Origin of the sequence: Klebsiella sp. P1927 (genome assembly GCF_018204675.1) — a bacterium.
GTDB lineage: Bacteria > Pseudomonadota > Gammaproteobacteria > Enterobacterales > Enterobacteriaceae > Klebsiella > Klebsiella pneumoniae.
This window is the reverse complement of the sequence record NZ_CP073379.1, coordinates 17,223-36,450: the sequence shown is the minus strand read 5'-3', so window position 1 is coordinate 36,450 and position 19,228 is coordinate 17,223. Positions and strand designations below refer to the sequence as shown.

Genomic DNA, 19,228 nt, shown 5'->3' with positions numbered 1-19,228 from the left:
AGTTGCACCATGCATCTGGAGCCTTCACGAGGCTATTAATAACGCATGAATTATCTCTGTAAATCATAACCAGTATCTATCCGAACCATGTCACATTATTTGATTCATACCCGGGATGAGTAAGGCAAGAATAGGTATACTGGAATAGTATGTTCAGTGCCAGCTAATCGGTCAGTGAAGTTGGCGAAAATATAGCTTTATATCTTTTCAATTTGAGGGGAGATCTGCATGGTTAGTCGTAAGCTGGAACGTTTGATTAGCCCTGGAAAGTGGATACATAATCTATCAGTCCTCTCTTTATCGATTCTTTCAGCTGGTATATTTTTTTGTATTATCTGAGAGCGTATCTTACCTGATTTTTCGGGATAAAATTAAAGACTATACTTCCGATGTGCTTGTTCGCTCTGAATCGCTCCTGGTTCAGACTGAATCTGTCAAGACTGCTGCAAAGTCACATTTGAATATAGGAGACAGTCCATGTACTAATGAAAATATCCTACATCTTCGGGTTGTAGTATGGCCCTATCCGTTGATTAAAGATGTTGGCTACATCATAAAAGGAGAATTAGCCTGTAGTGCTCTGTGGGGGAGTTTACGTCCCACCTTAAGTCTGGAACATTTTGATAAAAAATGGACTTCGCGGGAAGGAGTGTGGCTTTTTGGTATTAAGCTTATGGATGATATATCCGTCAATGGATATATTTCTGAAGGTATTATGGTGACCCTATCACCATTTGTCTTCAGACGATTCGAAACTGATATGTATTCAAAAAACTTTAGCGCTGTTGTCGGAAATAGTAAGCATGACAGGCATTACTTCAATATAGGACCTGATGCTCCTCTTCTTGATCGGCATGATAGCGTTCCACTAAGGTTTAGAGTGTTTAGGGCATGTAGCCTACATTATGATCTCTGTGTTGCAGGAGGTGGGTATTTTACGGGGATATTTTCAGAGCACTGGAGCATACAAATGTTATTAGTAACAGTGTCACTACTTTCCGGTTTAATGATTTATATTATCATTATGAACAGAGCAGAACTCAATAGTTCACTATCTGCAAGGTTTGTAAAGGCTTTGAAAAATGAAGCCCTGTCGCTGGTCTATCAACCTATTTACAGAATTGAAGACGGACAGATCTGCGGATTTGAGGCCTTGCTCAGATGGAAAGATGAAAGACTCGGGAATATTAGCCCTGAAGTATTTATACCGCTTTCTGAAAGGGAAGGGTTGCAGGAGGATGTGACTTTATTCGTCATTAACCATGCTATCCGAGAATTTATCCATACTGCTATTCAGAATGAAATATTTTTGAGCGTAAACATTAATCCAAGCGATCTTGATTCAGAAAAATTCAGGGATAAACTACTAGGATTAATTTCTGAATATAACATCCCATATAAAACAATCCTTCTTGAAATTACGGAGCGTCAAGGAGGGGATTTTGAAGGTATGAAAATTCACATTGATAAATATAAAAATCATGGTGTCAGGTTTGCCATCGATGACTTTGGGACAGGATATTCTAATCTTAATCTGGTAACTGCGCTTGATGTAGATGAAATAAAAATAGACAAATCGCTAACTAGTGCTATTGGTACTGAATCTTTACGATATGATCTTCTTCCCGGACTGCATGAGATGTTCCGCTCCATTGCAGATAAGATTGTGTTTGAGGGTGTAGAGACTCAGGAGCAGGTGAACTATCTGAAGACGTTCTGGCCACAGAGTTATGCTCAGGGCTGGTATTACTCCAGAGCGCTTCCGCTGGAAGAAGCGAGAAAACTTACCATCCGGGAATTGAACTGACCGGCACTTTCAGCGCAAACACTCAGCAATTGCTTGCCGATCAGCTGGTAGAAATTGAAGGGCAGTGTAATCACCTGCTGCTGGCGCAGGGGAAAGCGTTACTGAAAAGTCGTTCTGAACTGCTTAAATAACAGAGAAACCAGGATGTGATTTGATGCAAAACACGGAACAGCGAATGTAATATTTACTGAGATGAGCGAGCTTTGTCTCATAGTACAGAGGAGTCGGGGCTGCCAGTATCCGGTAGACAGCATTATTCGTCTGCAACATAACTCTGCTGGTTGCTGCGGATAACTACTCAGCGCCTTCCAGAGATGGCATTGATGAAAGTAGTAGAAAAAACCTGGAATCTTTGAAGATGTGTCCCTACCTCAGGGGGCTGGAGTGCCATCTGGCCCTAATTCAGCACAGTGCTGCAGATATGTGTTATGTACAAGTAGACACTGTCTTGAAAATCAGAAGTCGTTGAGGGTTGAATGCAATTCCAATATTTGCTTCAGCAGATAACGAGGACCGCTATCTATTGCATCTAGTGAATAGGAAGCCGTTTCCATTTTTCTCTAAAGCAACTGGTGTTGACATCCTGAATTCCTTCAAATGTCTGATATTCCTTTTTTCAAAGCACTAGAAAAATACCCGAAAGCTGTTAATCTAATACATTGACTGACCATACAGTACAGCGTTATTTTGTTGGGTTTACTTCACGTACTTTTTATTGTCGGATACTGTTGGGAAAAGACACAAAGAAGCAAGCCATTAAGCGGAATACTGCGTAGGGTTAGAATATACAATTAACTTTTCCGTGATAGGACTAGTGATAACAATATTTCCAGCATGGGCTGACAGGAGTATAGATGGAACTGCTCTCCATAGGTTAATACATCTCGCAATTAACACGCCCGCATATGCCACAAAACTGACGCCCATTCTCGGAATTTTTTTTGCCATTATCTTTCCTGCGGCCTAATTACTTTCCCCACAACTATGGTTTTTTATTAGAGTCTTCACCACTAAATAAATTATAATAAATTGATTTTATTAGACATCTGTCAGAATCTATATGGTCAGCACGTATTGCATGCTCTAATGTTTCAAATGCTAAATTATGCGCGGCCTCAGAAAATATCCCAGGCCAACCCTTACTCAGCATAGACAGTCCTTTAAGGACTCTTATCTGTATCTCCCTCATACCGGCACCATCGCGCGCGACAGGTGAGAAAAAGTCTTCCAGTAGATCGTTATTCTGAAGTGGTGCAACATGAACTGAAGGATATTTCACTTCTATTTCATCAGATTTATTCTGCGCGTAAGTGGAAAGTATACGAACACCTCTGCCAATGACATCAATGGCGGTTCCAGGATCGTTCACTGCGGGGGAAAGTGCCCGGCAGGCTATTTCGGCCATGACGCTAAGACAAAATCGGGGATCCTGAGCAAATGAACGTACATCCGAGACAATAATCGTCTCAAGTAAATCGGCGCTGATTGATGACTCCTGGCCTTGACTCAGGTACAAAACGGGCATGGATGGATGGATGAAACTGCCTGGCTGCGCCACGAGGTATACATGACGGGGATCATTGGTCAGCAGCTTGCTAAGTTTCACCATATTAATATATTCAACATAGCCAATCTTCTTCGGATAAACTGCAACCGTTCCTTTCGGCTGTTCATTGTTCTCAAGCCATGGATATCCGCCGAGACAGGGATTTCTTGCTCTCGCAATAAATGTTTCGATGGCCGCCTGTTCTACTTTTGCCGTTGTCTCACCTACCCTTCCCAGAGAGGTCAAATGCTGTATCCAGCGAAGCAATGTGATGAGGATTAAGGCAATGACAACCAGTGTGACAATGAATAAAATGACTCTCCCCCTTTCTCCATAAGCTCCCATACTGAGGGCAATAATCCCTACCAGACTGAAGAGAAAAGAACCGATGAAGGTGGCCAGTACATTTTGTGTGGTTACGTCTTCAACAACTAAACGCGTAGCTCTGGGAGTCACATTAGTAGTGGCTGAACCGTAGGCTGTGACCATGATACTCAACGAAAAAGTGGTCACTGCCAGCATACTCGATGCCAGTATGTTCAGAATGTTATCGACTGCTTCCGCACCAACCTTCACGGAAACCGACTCAGGTATCATTGATTTAAAAAGAATTGATAAAAGGGCCGTTATTATCGCGACAATGGCGAATAACGTTGCCCTGAACCATAGCTTTTTAACTGTCTGCTTCAGAATCCATTTCCAGCGTGAAATCATTCTGCATTCCTCATATTGCGGCCGGGATAAATAATTGCCGCCCCCAGGACGGCATGTTGCTATTAACGAACGAGGTGCAGGAAGTGCAGATGTTTTTCGTACTGGTCCAGTATGTCATTAATCAGCTGCTCCTGGTTCCAGCCCATCACATCATAATTTTGACCGCCTTCTTTGAGATATACCTCAGCGCGATAATATCTATGTTGTTCAGTCTGCTGCTCATTATTATCCATCGCGGCGAGCGCGAAGGTCGGTGAGCTATACCCGCGAAGCCTCACTTCATATATAAAATTCAGCTCGTTACCCAAATCGACTTCAAGACGAATACGATCCTCGACTGCGTCACTGATGTGGCTTATCGTCCCCTGCTTGTTCAGCTCTTCCTGAACCAGCGTCATGGCGGGCTGGATGACGTCGTCCATAAAACGTTTCACAAGAGATCGCTTCGGCAGATACGCGATATTGCGTAACCTTCTCTGCCAGGGAATTGGGTTACGTGCAGCCGTAGGAGCAATTGTCGCCATGCTCAGGCTTTCACGCTTGGTCAAATCCCGGCGCAAAGCTTTTAAAAGTCCGTATATGGATATCAGTAAGATCACTGAGAAAGGCAATGCACTCGCTATTGTCACTGTTTGCAGCGCACTTAGCCCTCCGGCAAGGAGAAGCGCAATTGCGACAATGCCCATGAGCGAGGCCCAAAATATTCGCTGCCAGACGGGTGTGTTTGCCACTCCACCTGTTGCCAGAGTATCAACTACCATTGCCCCCGAGTCAGCAGACGTGACAAAGAAGACGATGACCATCGCCATTGCGATGAATGACAGCACGGAAGAGAACGGGAAATGCTCCAGGAAATTAAACAGGGCCAGCGCCACATCCTGCTGAACAGTATTGGCGAGGTCTGTGGCCCCCTGGTTCATAATGAGATAGATCGCGCTGTTACCAAACACTGTCATCCACATTAGCGTAAAACCCGCGGGAACAAACAGCACGCCGGTGACAAACTCGCGAATGGTTCGCCCGCGGGAGACCCGTGCGATGAACATCCCCACAAACGGCGACCATGAAAGCCACCATCCCCAGTACAGTAATGTCCAGCCCCCCAGCCATTTGCTCGACTTAGGCTCATACGCGTAAAGGTTGAACGTTTTACTCACCAGTTCCGAAAGATAACCGCCCGTATTTTCCACAAATGACTTCAGCAGAAGCACGGTTGGTCCCAGACACAGGACCAGCGCCAGGAGCAACAACGCCAGACCCAGATTGAGCTCAGACAGGATACGTATTCCCTTATCCAGGCCGGACACCACTGAAATCGTCGCTAACCCCGTGATGACCACGATCAGAATAACCTGCACCGTTTCATTGATGGGCACCCCGAAAAGATGGTTCAAACCGGCATTCACCTGCAAAACGCCGTAACCCAGCGATGTCGCGACGCCAAAGACCGTGCCTATAACAGCGAAAATATCAACCGCATGGCCTACAGGCCCGTATATGCGATCGCCAATAATGGGATAGAGTGCGGAGCGCAGAGTTAAAGGCAGACCGTGACGGTAACTGAAGAACGCCAGAATCAGCGCCACAATGGCATAAATTGCCCATGCGTGCAGTCCCCAGTGGAAGAAGGTCAGACGCATTGCTTCCTTGGCTGCCGCAACGGTTTCTGGCGTGCCAACGGGAGGCGAAAGATAATGCATTACAGGTTCGGCAACGCCAAAGAACATCAGGCCGATCCCCATCCCTGCCGAAAAAAGCATCGCAAACCAGGAATGGTAGCTGAAATCAGGCTGCGCATGGTCCGGGCCCAGCTTGATATCACCGTAGCGTGAGAGTCCAAGGAACGTGACACTTAGTAAAATCAGGGCCACAGCAAGGATGTAGAACCAGCTGGCATTCGTGAAGATTTGTTGCTGTAGTAGTTTAAAATTTTTGTCGGCGACATCCGGGAATACGGCGGCAAAGGCGACAAGAAGGAAAATTAGCAAAGCAGATGTAAAGAATACCGCTTTGTTAATCTGGCTTGTAGACTTCTTCGGGATTGTATCATTATCACTCATAATCATTTATTCCATTAATTAAATCCGCACTGGATAGACGGTACTACCTTTCACAGAGTAGCAAAGTTCAACTGGCTATGCGGCGTTAATCGGAACGCATGGTGTAATGAGTTCCGATACAAATCATCCGATATTCGGTAATGACTCCAACTTACTGATAGTGTTTTATGTTCAGATAATGCCCGATGACCTTGTCATACAGCTCCACCGATTTTGAGAACGACAGTGACTTCCGTCCCAGCCTTGCCAGATGTTGTCGCAGATTCAGGTTATGTCGCTCAATGCGCTGAGTGTAACGCTTGCTGATAACGTGCAGCTTTCCCTTCAGGCGGGATTCATACAGCGGCCAGCCATCCGTCATCCATACCACGACCTCAAAGGCCGACAGCAGGCTCAGAAGACGCTCCAGTGTGGCCAGAGTGCGTTCACCGAAGACGTGCGCCACAACCGTCCTCCGTATCCTGTCATACGCGTAAAACAGCCAGCGCTGACGTGATTTAGCACCGACGTAGCCCCACTGTTCGTCCATTTCAGCGCAGACAATCACATCACTGCCCGGTTGTATGCGCGAGGTTACCGACTGCGGCCTGAGTTTTTTAAGTGACGTAAAACCGTGTTGAGGCCAACGCCCATAATGCGTGCACTGGCGCGACATCCGACGCCATTCATGGCCATATCAATGATTTTCTGGTGCGTACCGGGCTGAGAGGCGGTGTAAGTGAACTGTAGTTGCCATGTTTTACGGCAATGAGAGCAGAGATAGCGCTGATGTCCGGCAGTGCTTTTGCCGTTACGCACCACGCCTTCAGTAGCGGAGCAGGAAGGACATCTGATGGAAATGGAAGCCACGCAAGCACCTTAAAATCACCATCATACACTAAATCAGTAAGTTGGCAGCATTACCAATCATCTGTTCTCCAATGACTGGTCTAAAAACTAGTATTAAGACTATCACTTATTTAAGTGATATTGGTTGTCTGGAGATTCAGGGGGCCAGTCTAGTGATCTTGACCCTCCATCTCCGAACAGCTTTTGTATCTTAAGTTAACGATGTCCGCTGCCGCCGGTATTCCCTCGGGGAGTGATATCCCAGCGCGCTGTGCGGGTGGTTTTCATTGTAATGCGTGAACGCTACTGCAAGGTTTCGCAGTGCTGTTCTCACATCCGGTTTTGGCATGAACGCGATATAGTCTTCTTTCATCGTTTTCACGAACCGTTCGGCCATGCCATTACTCTGCGGGCTGCTCACCGCTGTTGTGCGGGGCTCCAGATTCAGCTCTCTCGCGAACCTCCACGTTTCATACGCGGTATACGCTGAACCGTTGTCCGTCAGCCACTGCACCGCTGTATCGGGCAACCTGTCGCCGAAGCGCTTTTCCACCGACCTCAGCATCACATCCTGCACGGTTGAACTGTCATAGCCTCCCGTGCTTGCTGCCCAGTCTATGGCCTCACGGTCGCAGCAGTCCAGCGCGAACGTTACCCGCAGTTTTTCGCCGTTGTCGCAGCCGAACTCGAAGCCATCTGAACACCAGCGCATATCGCTTTCTGCCACCGCTATCTTGCCCTTATGTTCACGCTTCGGTCGCTCTGGTTTGTCATGCAACAACAACAGGTTATGCTCGCTCATTATCCTGTAAAGCCGTTTGGCGTTCACAGGTGGCTGTCCCTCTGTGCGACGTTGCTTGCGCAGGATGCCCCACACGCGTCGATAACCATAACTCGGCATATCGCTGATGATGTCGAGGATAGCCGACAGTATTTCTTCGTCTGCTTCGTCATTACGCCGGTTACAGCGCTTGTCCTGCCAGTCGGCAGAACGGTTAATCCGCAGTGACAGCTGCGCACGCGACACGCCCATGGTGCGGCTGACCAGGGCTATTCCCCGTCCTTTGGCAACAAGGGCGCGTGCGCTATCCATTTTCGCGACTGGCCGTACTCCACGGCTTCTTTCAGGATCTCAACTTCCATCGTCTTCTTGCCCAGAAGGCGCTGAAGTTCCCGGACCTGCTTCAGAGCAGCAGTAAGCTCAGAAGCAGGAACGACTTCCTCTCCGGCCGCAACGGCGGTGAGGCTGCCTTCCTGATATTGCTTCTTCCACTTAAACAGCAGGCTGGGCTGGATACCATGCAGGCGGGCGACATGGGAGACATTCATGCCCGGCTCCATCGTCTGCTGGATAATGGCGATCTTCTCCTGAGGAGTTTTACGTTTACGGGCTTCTTGCCCTAACAGGATCCCGGTCATCTCAAAATTGGCGTTAGTGTTAGACATATATTCAAGCCTATCTCTTATCTGGAGATACAGCTACTGTCCGGTGTTTCAGGGGGCTACATCATTATGGGCGTTGGCCTCAACACGGTTTTACGTCACTTAAAAAACTCAGGCCGCAGTCGGTAACCTCGCGCATACAACCGGGCAGTGATGTGATTGTCTGCGCTGAAATGGACGAACAGTGGGGCTACGTCGGTGCTAAATCACGTCAGCGCTGGCTGTTTTACGCGTATGACAGGATACGGAGGACGGTTGTGGCGCACGTCTTCGGTGAACGCACTCTGGCCACACTGGAGCGTCTTCTGAGCCTGCTGTCGGCCTTTGAGGTCGTGGTATGGATGACGGATGGCTGGCCGCTGTATGAATCACGCCTGAAGGGAAAGCTGCACGTTAACAGCAAGCGTTACACTCAGCGCATTGAGCGACATAACCTGAATCTGCGACAACATCTGGCAAGGCTGGGACGGAAGTCACTGTCGTTCTCAAAATCGGTGGAGCTGCATGACAAGGTCATCGGGCATTATCTGAACATAAAACACTATCAGTAAGTTGGGGTCATTACCCAGGCACAGTTAAGCAAAGAAGATCGCATTTACGTCAAAAAGTCCATTCGCTGGCTTACCCTGAAGCGACCCGGCAACCTGACGCCCGCAGAGCAAAAGGCGCTGGAGGTTGTAAAGCAGGCGATCCCAGCACTTGCCATGGCCTATGACTTCAAGGAAGCCTTCTTCTGCATCTACGACGAACCCGACAAGCAGAGTGCTCAGAACGCCTTTGAGGCTTGGAAGAACAGCCTGCCGCCTTATGGCATGGAGCCTTTCAAAAAACTGGTAAAAACGGTACACAACCATTACGACGACATCTTTGCCTACTGGGATGCGCCGTTCTCACTCACCAATGGCTATACCGAAGGGCTCAACGGTTTGATCAAGATGTCCAACCGGTTAGGTCGGGGTTATAGCTATGAGATCATCCGTGCAAAGACGTTGTACTCCAAAGAAGCCCGCAAGGTTGGCAGTGGTATTCGAGCAGGACGAGGCAAGGTCGAGTATGGACCGCACATTCCGACATTGTTGAAGCAGGCAGAAGGTGGAGAGTTGGATTAACGCGAGAGAGGGCGCGTCTGAGAATCCAACCAATGTTAGATTTTCGCAGGGTGGTGAAAAACAGAAAAATCCAACCAGAAGCAGCTTTTTGTCCGACTAAGAATCAAGGGTTAGAATGGATGAATTCCAACCCTAGAATGCAAATAGCCCATATAATAATTCCTTTCAGACAGGTACCGGTTAAGTGTAGCTGAGTCAGACAAAAAAGCCCCCTGACGGGGGGCAAAAATGTAGCAACGTTGTTTCAGGAAAATCTATCAGGGAAAAGGTAACAGCACGGATACTACCGTCGCATTCAGCCTGCATTGATCATGCGGCGGTGCGCTTCGGCCATGGCCTGATGTGGGCCGGATTGCCCGTTATTCATGAATTCATGAGCAACCGCTGCTCTTTCATGCTCATTCATCGCCGCGTAAGACGTTGACGGGACGGTCGTGGATACCGTGTTATTTCCCATCATCTTCTGATGACTTTCCACCATTTTCTGGTGAGCATCCGCCGAGCCGTTCGTCATGGTTTCATGAGCAATAATGGCCTGTTCATGCTGGTCCATACCGGTCATACGAGGAGCAGTCCCCTGGATCCCGACAGGAGCCTCAGCAGACTGCATCTGGTGAGCAGGAGCCTGTGCATTGTTGACGCGATCATGGATATTCACGGTTTCAGTGGCCCAGGCCGATGAAATTAAACCAAAGCCCAGCAAAGATGCTAATACGATATTTTTCATGATAACTCTCCATTTCTGAATTAGTGATGTCCGGGGAAGTACAACCGGTGTTTTCAGTTCCATAACTGAAACAAGTTCGGCAGCGTTTATTTCTCCGGAAGAGGGCTGGATATTCATTTCCTGGCGTACTCTGACGCCGGGTATTGATGAAGCAATCCAGCCTTCCTGATAAGTTGCACTAATTATATCGAATGGCTTCTGTTTGCTGCATGACAGGCTAATGACATCTTTGTCATTTACATCTTTATTTTCAGCATTGGGTTTCCGGGATCATTTTCTCCAGTCTGGGCACGGATAAGATAAAACGCGTGGAGCGTACGTCTGATTCCACCTGCACTCTTCCGTGATGTGCTTCCACGATTGACTTCACAATCGCAAGGCCGATGCCGCTGCCTTCTCCTTTTCGTTGTCTGGATGGATCCACCCGATAAAAACGGTCAAACAGCCTTGATAAATGTTCTTCAGGGATCGGTTTCCCCGGATTTTCAATCACAAGGTCAAAAAAGCTCTCCTGCTCTCTTATTGAGACGGTGATTGCCTGTCCCTCCGGGGTATAACGCAGGGCATTGGATAACAGATTATTGATCGCCCTTCTGAACATTTGTGGATCTCCCTCAACCAGGCAGGGCATCCCGTTAAATTTGAGCGTGATATTGCGTTCTTCGGCCCAGGCTTCGAAAAACTCGAAGACTTTCATGACTTCCGCTCTGAGGTCAAACATGACCCTGTCAGGTATCAGCTGATTATTATCTGCCTGTGCCAGGAACAGCATATCGCTGACCATTTTGGTCATCCGGTTATACTCTTCAAGACTGGAATAGAGGACATCCTCAAGTTCCCTCTGTGTTCGATCCTGACTCAGTGCGATTTCAGTCTGCGTCACCAGATTGGTGATGGGCGTTCTGATCTCATGCGCGATATCGGCAGAGAAATTGGCCTGGCGGGTAAAGACATCCTCAATCTTTCCAATCATATGATTGAACGAGATAACCAGTTGCTCCAGCTCAATGGGAACGCGTGTCGGTTCCAGTCGCGCATCAAGATTCTCGGAGGTGATGTTTTTAATGGCATTGCTGACATTACGAAGGGGCAGGTGCCCCTGACGGACAGCGATTCGAATGATCAGAACAATCAACAGGCTTATCACGACGGCAATCGCAATCAGGTTCTTTTTCAGCGCATCGAGGTAATGGAGATGGAAATTAATGGATAGGCCAGTCAGCATGACATAGTTCTGCTGTTTGCCCTGAAATATCGCCTGACCAGAGGAGGCGATAATCCTGTATGTTTCCATCTTCATTTCGGACCCGGTATCCATCGGTCCCGCAGGATCCTCCACCGTCCAGAGAAAGACATCCCGTGCGCGGCTGTGCTCGCTAAAATCTGCTGAATTCACTGCCGGGCGTAGTGCCGCCCCCTGAGCTGAGCTAAAGAGCACTTCACCCCTGGGATTGAGGAGCAAAAGGGCAACGTTGCGGTAGCTGGCAATTGATTCCTTTATTTTGCTTACTTTTTTTTCATCCGGATCTGCCGGGGACTGGAGTATACGGCTCAGTGTGGTGCTGATTTGTTGCAGATCGCTGACATCCTGCTCGGCAAAATGCTTTTCAACAGAATGCAGCATAAACCAGGTGAAGGCGATAAACGCCAGTATTGTGGACAGGCTGATAAAAAAGGTCAGCCGCAGAGCGAGTGAGAAAGGTCGTCTGGACGGTTTGCTATGCATCCGGGATCTCCAGCATGTAGCCCACGCCCCGCACTGTCTGGATCAGTTTTGTCCCGTAATCGTTGTCTATTTTAGCGCGGAGTCGCTTTACTGCGACATCAATCGCGTTAGTGTCGCTGTCAAAATTCATGTCCCAGACCTGAGAGGCAATCAGGGAGCGGGGAAGAACTTCTCCCTGATGGCGAATGAAGAATTCCAGCAAGCTGAACTCTTTACTGGTGAGCACAATGCGGTTCCCGGCGCGGCTGACTTTTCTGGATACGAGATCAACCGAGAGGTCAGCCACTTTAAGCTGGCTTTCCGTGATCATCGTGTTTCCCCGCCTGAGGAGGGTTCTTACCCGGGCGAGCAGTTCAGCAAACGCAAAGGGCTTCACCAGATAATCGTCCGCACCCAGCTCAAGTCCTTTGACCCTGTGTTCAATCGTGCCAAGGGCCGTCAGCAGTAATACCGGCATCCCCTTTCCGGCACTGCGCAGCATACGGATGATATCCCAGCCGTTTACATCAGGCAGCATGATATCCAGGATGACTAAATCATACTCGGCTGTCATGGCAAGATGATATCCGGTCAGACCATTATCAGCGTGATCCACGACGAACCCCGCCTCTGTCAGCCCCTTGCTGAGATATTCACCTGTTTTAATTTCGTCTTCAACGATTAATATTTTCATCATGCTCCCCGGCTGGCTGCTAATGTCATTTTATTGCGCCCACGATCGTTATCAACGGATTACAGCAAAAATGACAACATTGTCATTATCCTGTCACCCGGCAAACAGAGAGCGTTCGGTAAAGTATCCCTATCAATACTCTGGATTTCGTTTGAACCATTTACCAGGTCTGCCTGTACGAGAAGCGTTATGTTCAAATTAAAATTACTCAGCATCAGTACCATATTCATCCTGGCTGGTTGTGTTTCTCTGGCACCTGAATATCAGCGTCCGCCAGCTCCGGTTCCCCAGCAGTTTTCATTGTCTAAAAACAGTCTGACGCCTGCGGTAAACAGCTATCAGGATACGGGCTGGCGAAACTTTTTTGTCGATCCCCAGGTCAGCAGGCTGATCGGTGAAGCCCTGAATAATAACCGTGATTTGAGAATGGCTGCCCTGAAGGTTGAAGAGGCCCGGGCCCAGTTCAACGTCACGGATGCAGATCGTTATCCCCAACTGAATGCCTCATCCGGGATCACATACAACGGTGGTCTGAAAGGTGACAAGCCGACCACACAGGAGTACGACGCGGGTCTGGAGCTCAGCTATGAGCTCGATTTTTTTGGCAAACTTAAGAACATGAGTGAGGCTGATCGCCAGAACTACTTTGCCAGCGAAGAAGCCCGTCGTGCCGTACACATCCTGCTGGTCTCCAACGTTTCACAGAGCTATTTCAGCCAGCAACTGGCGTACGAACAACTCCGTATTGCGCGGGAAACGCTGAAAAATTATGAACAGTCCTATGCTTTCGTTGAGCAACAGCTCGTGACCGGGAGTACGAACGTTCTGGCACTTGAACAGGCGAGAGGACAAATCGAAAGTACCCGCGCCGAAATAGCCAAACGAGAAGGCGATCTGGCTCAGGCAAACAATGCCCTGCAACTGGTGCTGGGAACGTACCGCGCACTTCCGTCAGAAAAAGGGATGAAAGGCGGGGAGATCGCACCAGTAAAATTGCCACCAAATCTATCTTCACAAATTTTGCTGCAGCGACCGGATATTATGGAAGCGGAATATCAGCTGAAAGCGGCTGATGCCAATATTGGCGCAGCGCGAGCGGCCTTTTTCCCCTCCATTACCCTGACCAGTGGTCTTTCCGCAAGCAGTACGGAGCTGTCAAGCCTGTTTACGTCAGGAAGTGGAATGTGGAATTTTATCCCTAAAATTGAAATTCCTATTTTTAATGCTGGCAGGAATAAAGCCAATCTGAAGCTGGCTGAAATTCGCCAGCAACAATCGGTGGTTAATTACGAACAAAAAATTCAGTCAGCCTTTAAGGATGTTTCCGACACGCTTGCGCTGCGCGACAGTCTTAGCCAGCAACTTGAGTCACAGCAGCGTTATCTTGATTCACTTCAGATAACTCTCCAGCGTGCCAGAGGATTATATGCAAGTGGTGCTGTCAGTTACATCGAAGTGCTGGATGCAGAACGTTCCCTCTTCGCTACGCAGCAAACCATTCTCGATCTTACCTATTCCCGACAGGTTAACGAAATTAATCTGTTTACCGCGCTGGGTGGCGGTTGGGTAGAGTAAATTTATTTAATTAATCAGGAAATTAAAAATGCGTAATTCACTTAAAGCCGTTTTATTTGGTGCCTTCTCTGTCATGTTTTCTGCCGGTCTTCATGCTGAAACACATCAGCATGGCGATATGAATGCTGCCAGTGATGCTTCGGTACAGCAGGTTATCAAGGGCACCGGTGTCGTTAAAGACATTGATATGAATAGTAAAAAGATTACCATTTCGCACGAAGCAATCCCTGCTGTGGGCTGGCCTGCAATGACCATGCGCTTCACTTTTGTTAATGCAGACGACGCTATCAATGCCCTGAAAACCGGCAACCATGTCGATTTCTCGTTTATTCAGCAGGGCAATATCTCCTTACTCAAAAGCATTAACGTTACGCAATCCTGATTATCAGTCCGGAGCGAATACATCCAGTGCGCCTGAACATTCATTAAGGGATTACTGTGAATGAATGATCGGGCGCATATGCCAGGTGTTTTGATTTTTCAGCGAGAAATTGTATGGCTTCTTTAAAGATAAAATATGCTGCAATAATTATCAGCAGCCTCATAGCAGGGGGGCTGATATCGGTTACTGCCTGGCAGTATGTAAACTCATCACAAAAAACAGTACAAACCGAACAAAAGGCACCGGAGCGAAAGGTACTTTTCTGGTATGACCCGATGAAACCGGATACCAAATTTGATAAACCCGGAAAATCTCCCTTTATGGATATGGACCTGGTGCCGAAATATGCTGATGAAAGTGGCGATAAAAGCAGTGGCGGGATCCGTATCGATCCAACGCAGGTTCAGAATCTGGGATTAAAAACGCAAAAAGTCACGCGAGGAATGCTGAATTATTCCCAGACAATCCCGGCTAATGTCAGTTACAACGAGTATCAGTTTGTCATTGTGCAGGCGCGCTCTGACGGTTTCGTCGAAAAAGTGTATCCCCTGACGATTGGCGATCATGTGAAGAAAGGCACTCCGCTTATCGATATCACCATTCCTGAATGGGTTGAGGCACAAAGTGAGTTCCTGCTGTTATCCGGTACAGGCGGTACGTCAACCCAGATAAAAGGGGTTCTGGAGCGACTTCGTCTGGCTGGTATGCCGGAAGAGGATATTCAAAGGCTGCGTTCAACCCGCACAATCCAGACCCGTTTTACCATTAAAGCACCTATTGATGGTGTCATTACTGCGTTTGACCTGCGCACCGGCATGAATATTTCGAAAGATAAAGTAGTGGCTCAGATTCAGGGGATGGACCCGGTCTGGATCAGCGCTGCAGTGCCAGAATCTATCGCATATCTGCTGAAAGATACGTCGCAGTTTGAAATTTCGGTACCGGCTTATCCGGATAAAACATTCCATGTCGAAAAATGGAACATTCTTCCCAGCGTGGATCAGACAACCCGTACGCTTCAGGTCCGTCTCCAGGTTTCTAATAAGGATGAGTTTCTCAAGCCGGGCATGAATGCCTATCTGAAACTGAATACCAAGAGCCAGGAGATGCTGCTGATACCAAGCCAGGCCGTTATCGATACCGGCAAAGAACAGCGCGTGATTACTGTTGATGATGAAGGCAAGTTTGTGCCGAAACAGATCCACGTTCTGCATGAATCACAGCAACAGTCCGGCATCGGTTCCGGCCTGAATGAAGGCGATACCGTGGTGGTCAGTGGCCTGTTCCTCATTGACTCCGAAGCCAATATTACGGGCGCGCTGGAACGTATGCGCCACCCTGAAAAAACAGAAAGCAGTATGCCAGCAATGTCTGACCAGCCTGTAAATATGCATTCAGGGCACTGAGGAGACGACGATGATTGAATGGATTATCCGGCGCTCTGTCGCCAACCGTTTCCTGGTCATGATGGGGGCCCTGTTTCTCAGCATCTGGGGTACATGGACGATTATTAACACGCCGGTCGATGCCTTGCCTGACCTGTCAGATGTACAGGTCATTATCAAAACCAGCTATCCCGGCCAGGCCCCGCAGATTGTAGAAAACCAGGTCACCTATCCACTTACCACCACCATGCTGTCCGTACCTGGCGCAAAAACCGTGCGTGGTTTTTCACAGTTCGGGGATTCGTATGTGTATGTCATTTTTGAAGACGGCACCGATCTGTACTGGGCCCGTTCCCGCGTGCTGGAATATCTGAATCAGGTTCAGGGAAAACTGCCTGCCGGTGTGAGTTCTGAAATCGGTCCTGATGCCACGGGTGTGGGCTGGATTTTTGAATATGCCCTTGTCGATCGCAACGGAAAACACGACCTTTCAGAACTGCGCTCTCTGCAGGACTGGTTCCTGAAATTTGAGCTGAAAACCATCCCGAACGTGGCTGAGGTCGCTTCGGTTGGCGGCGTGGTGAAACAGTACCAGATTCAGGTCAATCCGGTAAAACTGTCCCAGTACGGTATCAGCCTGCCCGAAGTGAAACAGGCACTTGAATCGTCTAACCAGGAGGCCGGTGGCTCATCCGTTGAAATGGCCGAAGCGGAGTATATGGTCCGTGCCAGCGGTTATCTTCAGAGCATTGATGATTTTAATAACATCGTCCTGAAAACAGGTGAGAACGGCGTGCCGGTTTATCTGCGGGATGTTGCCCGCGTGCAGACCGGGCCCGAAATGAGGCGTGGTATTGCCGAGCTGAACGGCCAGGGAGAAGTCGCTGGCGGCGTGGTGATCCTGCGGTCGGGTAAAAATGCGCGCGACGTTATCACGGCAGTGAGGGATAAACTGGAGACGCTGAAGGCCAGCCTGCCGGAAGGCGTTGAAATCGTGACCACCTACGATCGCAGCCAGTTAATCGACCGGGCGATTGATAACCTCAGTTACAAGCTTCTTGAAGAGTTTATCGTTGTTGCTGTCGTTTGCGCACTGTTCCTCTGGCATGTCCGTTCTGCCCTGGTGGCGATTATTTCTCTGCCACTTGGCCTGTGTATCGCCTTTATCGTCATGCACTTCCAGGGACTGAACGCCAATATCATGTCGCTGGGAGGGATAGCGATTGCCGTCGGTGCGATGGTGGATGCCGCCATTGTGATGATTGAAAATGCGCACAAACGGCTTGAGGAGTGGGATCATCAGCATCCGGGTGAGCAGATTGACAACGCCACCCGCTGGAAGGTGATTACCGACGCCTCCGTGGAAGTGGGACCCGCGTTGTTCATTAGCCTGCTGATCATCACCCTGTCCTTTATTCCTATCTTTACCCTGGAAGGGCAGGAAGGTCGTCTGTTTGGCCCGCTGGCATTCACGAAAACGTACTCCATGGCGGGAGCGGCCGCACTGGCCATCATCGTCATTCCTATTCTGATGGGATTCTGGATCCGGGGGAAAATTCCTGCCGAGACAAGTAACCCCCTGAACCGGGTGCTGATCAAAGCGTATCATCCTTTGCTGCTGCGGGTCCTCCACTGGCCAAAAACAACCCTGCTGGTTGCGGCCTTGTCCATTTTCACGGTTATCTGGCCACTGAGTCAGGTGGGCGGTGAATTTCTGCCGAAGATTAACGAGGGCGATCTGCTGTATATGCCGTCGACCTTGCCTGGCGTCTCTCCGGCAGAAGCTGCAGCGCTCCTGCAGACAACAGACAAGTTAATCAAAAGCGTTCCTGAAGTGGCTTCTGTATTTGGCAAGACCGGTAAAGCAGAGACCGCAACGGATTCCGCGCCGCTCGAAATGGTGGAAACCACGATCCAGCTCAAACCTGAGGATCAGTGGCGTCCCGGCATGACAATTGACAAGATTATTGATGAACTCGACAGGACAGTCCGTTTACCGGGTCTGGCAAACCTCTGGGTGCCGCCTATCCGTAACCGTATTGATATGCTCTCAACCGGGATCAAAAGCCCGATAGGTATCAAAGTGTCCGGGACTGTTCTGTCCGATATCGACGCGACGGCGCAGAGTATCGAGGCGGTAGCCAAAACCGTGCCTGGCGTGGTGTCTGTCCTGGCTGAGCGACTTGAGGGCGGGCGCTACATCGATATCGATATCAACCGGGAGAAAGCTTCCCGGTACGGGATGACTGTGGGCGACGTCCAGCTGTTCGTCTCTTCAGCAATCGGTGGGGCTATGGTGGGTGAGACGGTTGAAGGCGTGGCCCGGTACCCTATTAACATTCGCTATCCGCAGGATTACCGTAACAGTCCGCAGGCGTTGAGAGAGATGCCAATCCTGACCCCAATGAAGCAGCAAATTACGCTGGGCGATGTTGCCGATATTAAGGTCGTTTCCGGACCAACCATGCTGAAAACCGAAAATGCCCGGCCAGCCAGCTGGATTTATGTTGATGCCCGCGGCAGGGACATGGTGTCGGTGGTGAACGATATTAAGACGGCCATCAGTGAGAAAGTGAAACTGAGACCGGGGACCAGTGTGGCATTCTCAGGACAGTTTGAATTACTCGAGCACGCCAATAAGAAATTAAAACTGATGGTACCGATGACGGTGATGATCATCTTCATCCTGTTATATCTGGCATTCCGCCGGGCTGATGAGGCCTTACTTATTCTGATGAGCCTGCCGTTTGCCCTGGTTGGCGGGATATGGTTCCTGTACTGGCAGGGCTTCCATATGTCAGTGGCGACCGGAACCGGGTTTATCGCCCTGGCCGGGGTGGCAGCAGAGTTTGGCGTGGTCATGCTGATGTATCTGCGTCATGCCATTGAAGCGCACCCGGAATTGTCCCGTAAAGAGACGTTCACACCGGAAGGCCTTGATGAAGCCCTCTATCATGGTGCCGTACTGCGTGTCCGGCCGAAAGCCATGACCGTGGCGGTGATCATTGCGGGTCTGCTGCCAATACTCTGGGGAACCGGTGCAGGTTCAGAAGTCATGAGCCGTATCGCGGCACCCATGATTGGTGGGATGATCACGGCTCCGCTGCTGTCCCTGTTCATTATTCCTGCCGCCTACAAATTAATCTGGCTGCGCAGACATAAAAAAAGCGTGTCCTGAACCTGAAAGGGCACCCCCTGTGGGTGTCCTTCTTTACTGATTCACCCTGACGTCAGGGTTTATATCGATAATATA

The 19,228-nt window shown here is 49.1% G+C and carries 12 protein-coding genes and 3 pseudogenes; 8 read left to right on the top strand and 7 right to left on the bottom strand.

The window, feature by feature from the left end; translation table 11 throughout:
- Positions 1–391: 391 nt before the first annotated feature.
- Positions 392–904 (top strand): annotated as a pseudogene (locus tag KB892_RS31285) (CSS-motif domain-containing protein); the annotation flags it as partial.
- 66 nt (positions 905–970) lie between these two features.
- A complete protein-coding gene (locus tag KB892_RS31280) occupies positions 971–1,807 on the top strand; it encodes an EAL domain-containing protein (RefSeq protein ID WP_004178087.1) in 837 nt (278 codons plus the stop codon).
- A 982-nt stretch (positions 1,808–2,789) separates the two neighbouring features.
- Here the strand turns inward: KB892_RS31280 and KB892_RS28945 are convergent.
- The 4 genes from KB892_RS28945 to KB892_RS28930 all read right to left on the bottom strand — a co-directional run bounded on the left by KB892_RS28945 (position 2,790) and on the right by KB892_RS28930 (position 8,374).
- Positions 2,790–4,067, bottom strand: a complete 1,278-nt coding sequence (locus KB892_RS28945) for a DUF2254 domain-containing protein (protein ID WP_004152070.1) — start codon at positions 4,065–4,067, stop codon at positions 2,790–2,792.
- 62 nt (positions 4,068–4,129) lie between these two features.
- The gene (locus KB892_RS28940; protein WP_004178088.1) at positions 4,130–6,127 is read right to left on the bottom strand and encodes a BCCT family transporter; all 1,998 of its coding nucleotides are present in this window, start codon (positions 6,125–6,127) and stop codon (positions 4,130–4,132) included.
- A 151-nt stretch (positions 6,128–6,278) separates the two neighbouring features.
- Positions 6,279–6,976 (bottom strand): IS1 family transposase gene (locus tag KB892_RS28935; RefSeq protein WP_223174975.1). Its coding sequence is split into 2 segments (ribosomal slippage): positions 6,279–6,727 and positions 6,727–6,976, totalling 699 coding nucleotides; the frame shifts between segments, so codons are not numbered across the junction.
- Positions 6,977–7,166: 190 nt separating this feature from the next.
- A protein-coding gene (locus KB892_RS28930; RefSeq protein ID WP_087530333.1) for an IS3 family transposase occupies positions 7,167–8,374 on the bottom strand; the annotation gives its coding sequence in 2 pieces (ribosomal slippage) (positions 7,167–8,053 and positions 8,053–8,374; 1,209 coding nt in all).
- Between the two features lie 90 nt (positions 8,375–8,464).
- Between KB892_RS28930 and KB892_RS28925 the strand changes: the two are divergent.
- Positions 8,465–8,949: pseudogene (locus tag KB892_RS28925) on the top strand (IS1-like element IS1X2 family transposase); the annotation flags it as partial.
- A 15-nt stretch (positions 8,950–8,964) separates the two neighbouring features.
- Positions 8,965–9,507, top strand: a pseudogene (locus tag KB892_RS28920) (ISL3-like element ISKpn25 family transposase); the annotation flags it as partial.
- A gap of 295 nt (positions 9,508–9,802) precedes the next feature.
- On the opposite strand, the gene silE reads toward KB892_RS28920, so the two are convergent.
- From silE to silR, 3 genes are all read right to left on the bottom strand, one after another.
- Positions 9,803–10,234 carry a silver-binding protein SilE gene (gene silE / locus KB892_RS28915; protein ID WP_004178091.1) on the bottom strand — a complete coding sequence of 144 codons (432 nt, stop codon included), beginning with the start codon at positions 10,232–10,234 and terminating at the stop codon, positions 9,803–9,805.
- 250 nt (positions 10,235–10,484) lie between these two features.
- Positions 10,485–11,960 (bottom strand): copper/silver sensor histidine kinase SilS, encoded by a 1,476-nt coding sequence (silS, locus tag KB892_RS28910; protein WP_003032875.1) that lies wholly within the window; start codon positions 11,958–11,960, stop codon positions 10,485–10,487.
- Positions 11,953–12,633: a copper/silver response regulator transcription factor SilR gene (gene silR, locus KB892_RS28905; RefSeq protein WP_001572351.1), complete on the bottom strand. Its 681-nt coding sequence runs from the start codon at positions 12,631–12,633 to the stop codon at positions 11,953–11,955. Before silR ends, silS begins: the two co-directional genes overlap by 8 nt.
- Before the next feature lie 189 nt (positions 12,634–12,822).
- Here silR and silC point away from each other — a divergent pair, with 189 nt between their 5' ends.
- The 4 genes from silC to silA all read left to right on the top strand — a co-directional run bounded on the left by silC (position 12,823) and on the right by silA (position 19,153).
- Positions 12,823–14,208: a Cu(+)/Ag(+) efflux RND transporter outer membrane channel SilC gene (gene silC / locus KB892_RS28900; RefSeq protein ID WP_000475512.1), complete on the top strand. Its 1,386-nt coding sequence runs from the start codon at positions 12,823–12,825 to the stop codon at positions 14,206–14,208.
- A 28-nt stretch (positions 14,209–14,236) separates the two neighbouring features.
- Positions 14,237–14,590 (top strand): cation efflux system protein CusF, encoded by a 354-nt coding sequence (gene cusF / locus KB892_RS28895; RefSeq protein WP_001246153.1) that lies wholly within the window; start codon positions 14,237–14,239, stop codon positions 14,588–14,590.
- Positions 14,591–14,703: 113 nt separating this feature from the next.
- Positions 14,704–15,996 carry a Cu(+)/Ag(+) efflux RND transporter periplasmic adaptor subunit SilB gene (silB, locus tag KB892_RS28890; RefSeq protein WP_004098959.1) on the top strand — a complete coding sequence of 431 codons (1,293 nt, stop codon included), beginning with the start codon at positions 14,704–14,706 and terminating at the stop codon, positions 15,994–15,996.
- Between the two features lie 10 nt (positions 15,997–16,006).
- A complete protein-coding gene (silA, locus tag KB892_RS28885) occupies positions 16,007–19,153 on the top strand; it encodes a Cu(+)/Ag(+) efflux RND transporter permease subunit SilA (protein ID WP_004098958.1) in 3,147 nt (1,048 codons plus the stop codon).
- The last annotated feature ends 75 nt before the right edge of the window (positions 19,154–19,228 follow it).

What these genes read in the sequence shown, in the direction of transcription:
- silA (WP_004098958.1), top strand. Translation starts at nt 16,007, where the DNA reads ATGATTGAATGGATTATCCGGCGCTCTGTCGCCAACCGTTTCCTGGTC.
- KB892_RS28945 (WP_004152070.1), bottom strand. Translation starts at nt 4,067, where the DNA reads ATGATTTCACGCTGGAAATGGATTCTGAAGCAGACAGTTAAAAAGCTA.
- cusF (WP_001246153.1), top strand. Translation starts at nt 14,237, where the DNA reads ATGCGTAATTCACTTAAAGCCGTTTTATTTGGTGCCTTCTCTGTCATG.
- silC (WP_000475512.1), top strand. Translation starts at nt 12,823, where the DNA reads ATGTTCAAATTAAAATTACTCAGCATCAGTACCATATTCATCCTGGCT.
- KB892_RS28940 (WP_004178088.1), bottom strand. Translation starts at nt 6,127, where the DNA reads ATGAGTGATAATGATACAATCCCGAAGAAGTCTACAAGCCAGATTAAC.
- silB (WP_004098959.1), top strand. Translation starts at nt 14,704, where the DNA reads ATGGCTTCTTTAAAGATAAAATATGCTGCAATAATTATCAGCAGCCTC.
- KB892_RS31280 (WP_004178087.1), top strand. Translation starts at nt 971, where the DNA reads ATGTTATTAGTAACAGTGTCACTACTTTCCGGTTTAATGATTTATATT.
- silS (WP_003032875.1), bottom strand. Translation starts at nt 11,960, where the DNA reads ATGCATAGCAAACCGTCCAGACGACCTTTCTCACTCGCTCTGCGGCTG.
- silR (WP_001572351.1), bottom strand. Translation starts at nt 12,633, where the DNA reads ATGAAAATATTAATCGTTGAAGACGAAATTAAAACAGGTGAATATCTC.
- silE (WP_004178091.1), bottom strand. Translation starts at nt 10,234, where the DNA reads ATGAAAAATATCGTATTAGCATCTTTGCTGGGCTTTGGTTTAATTTCA.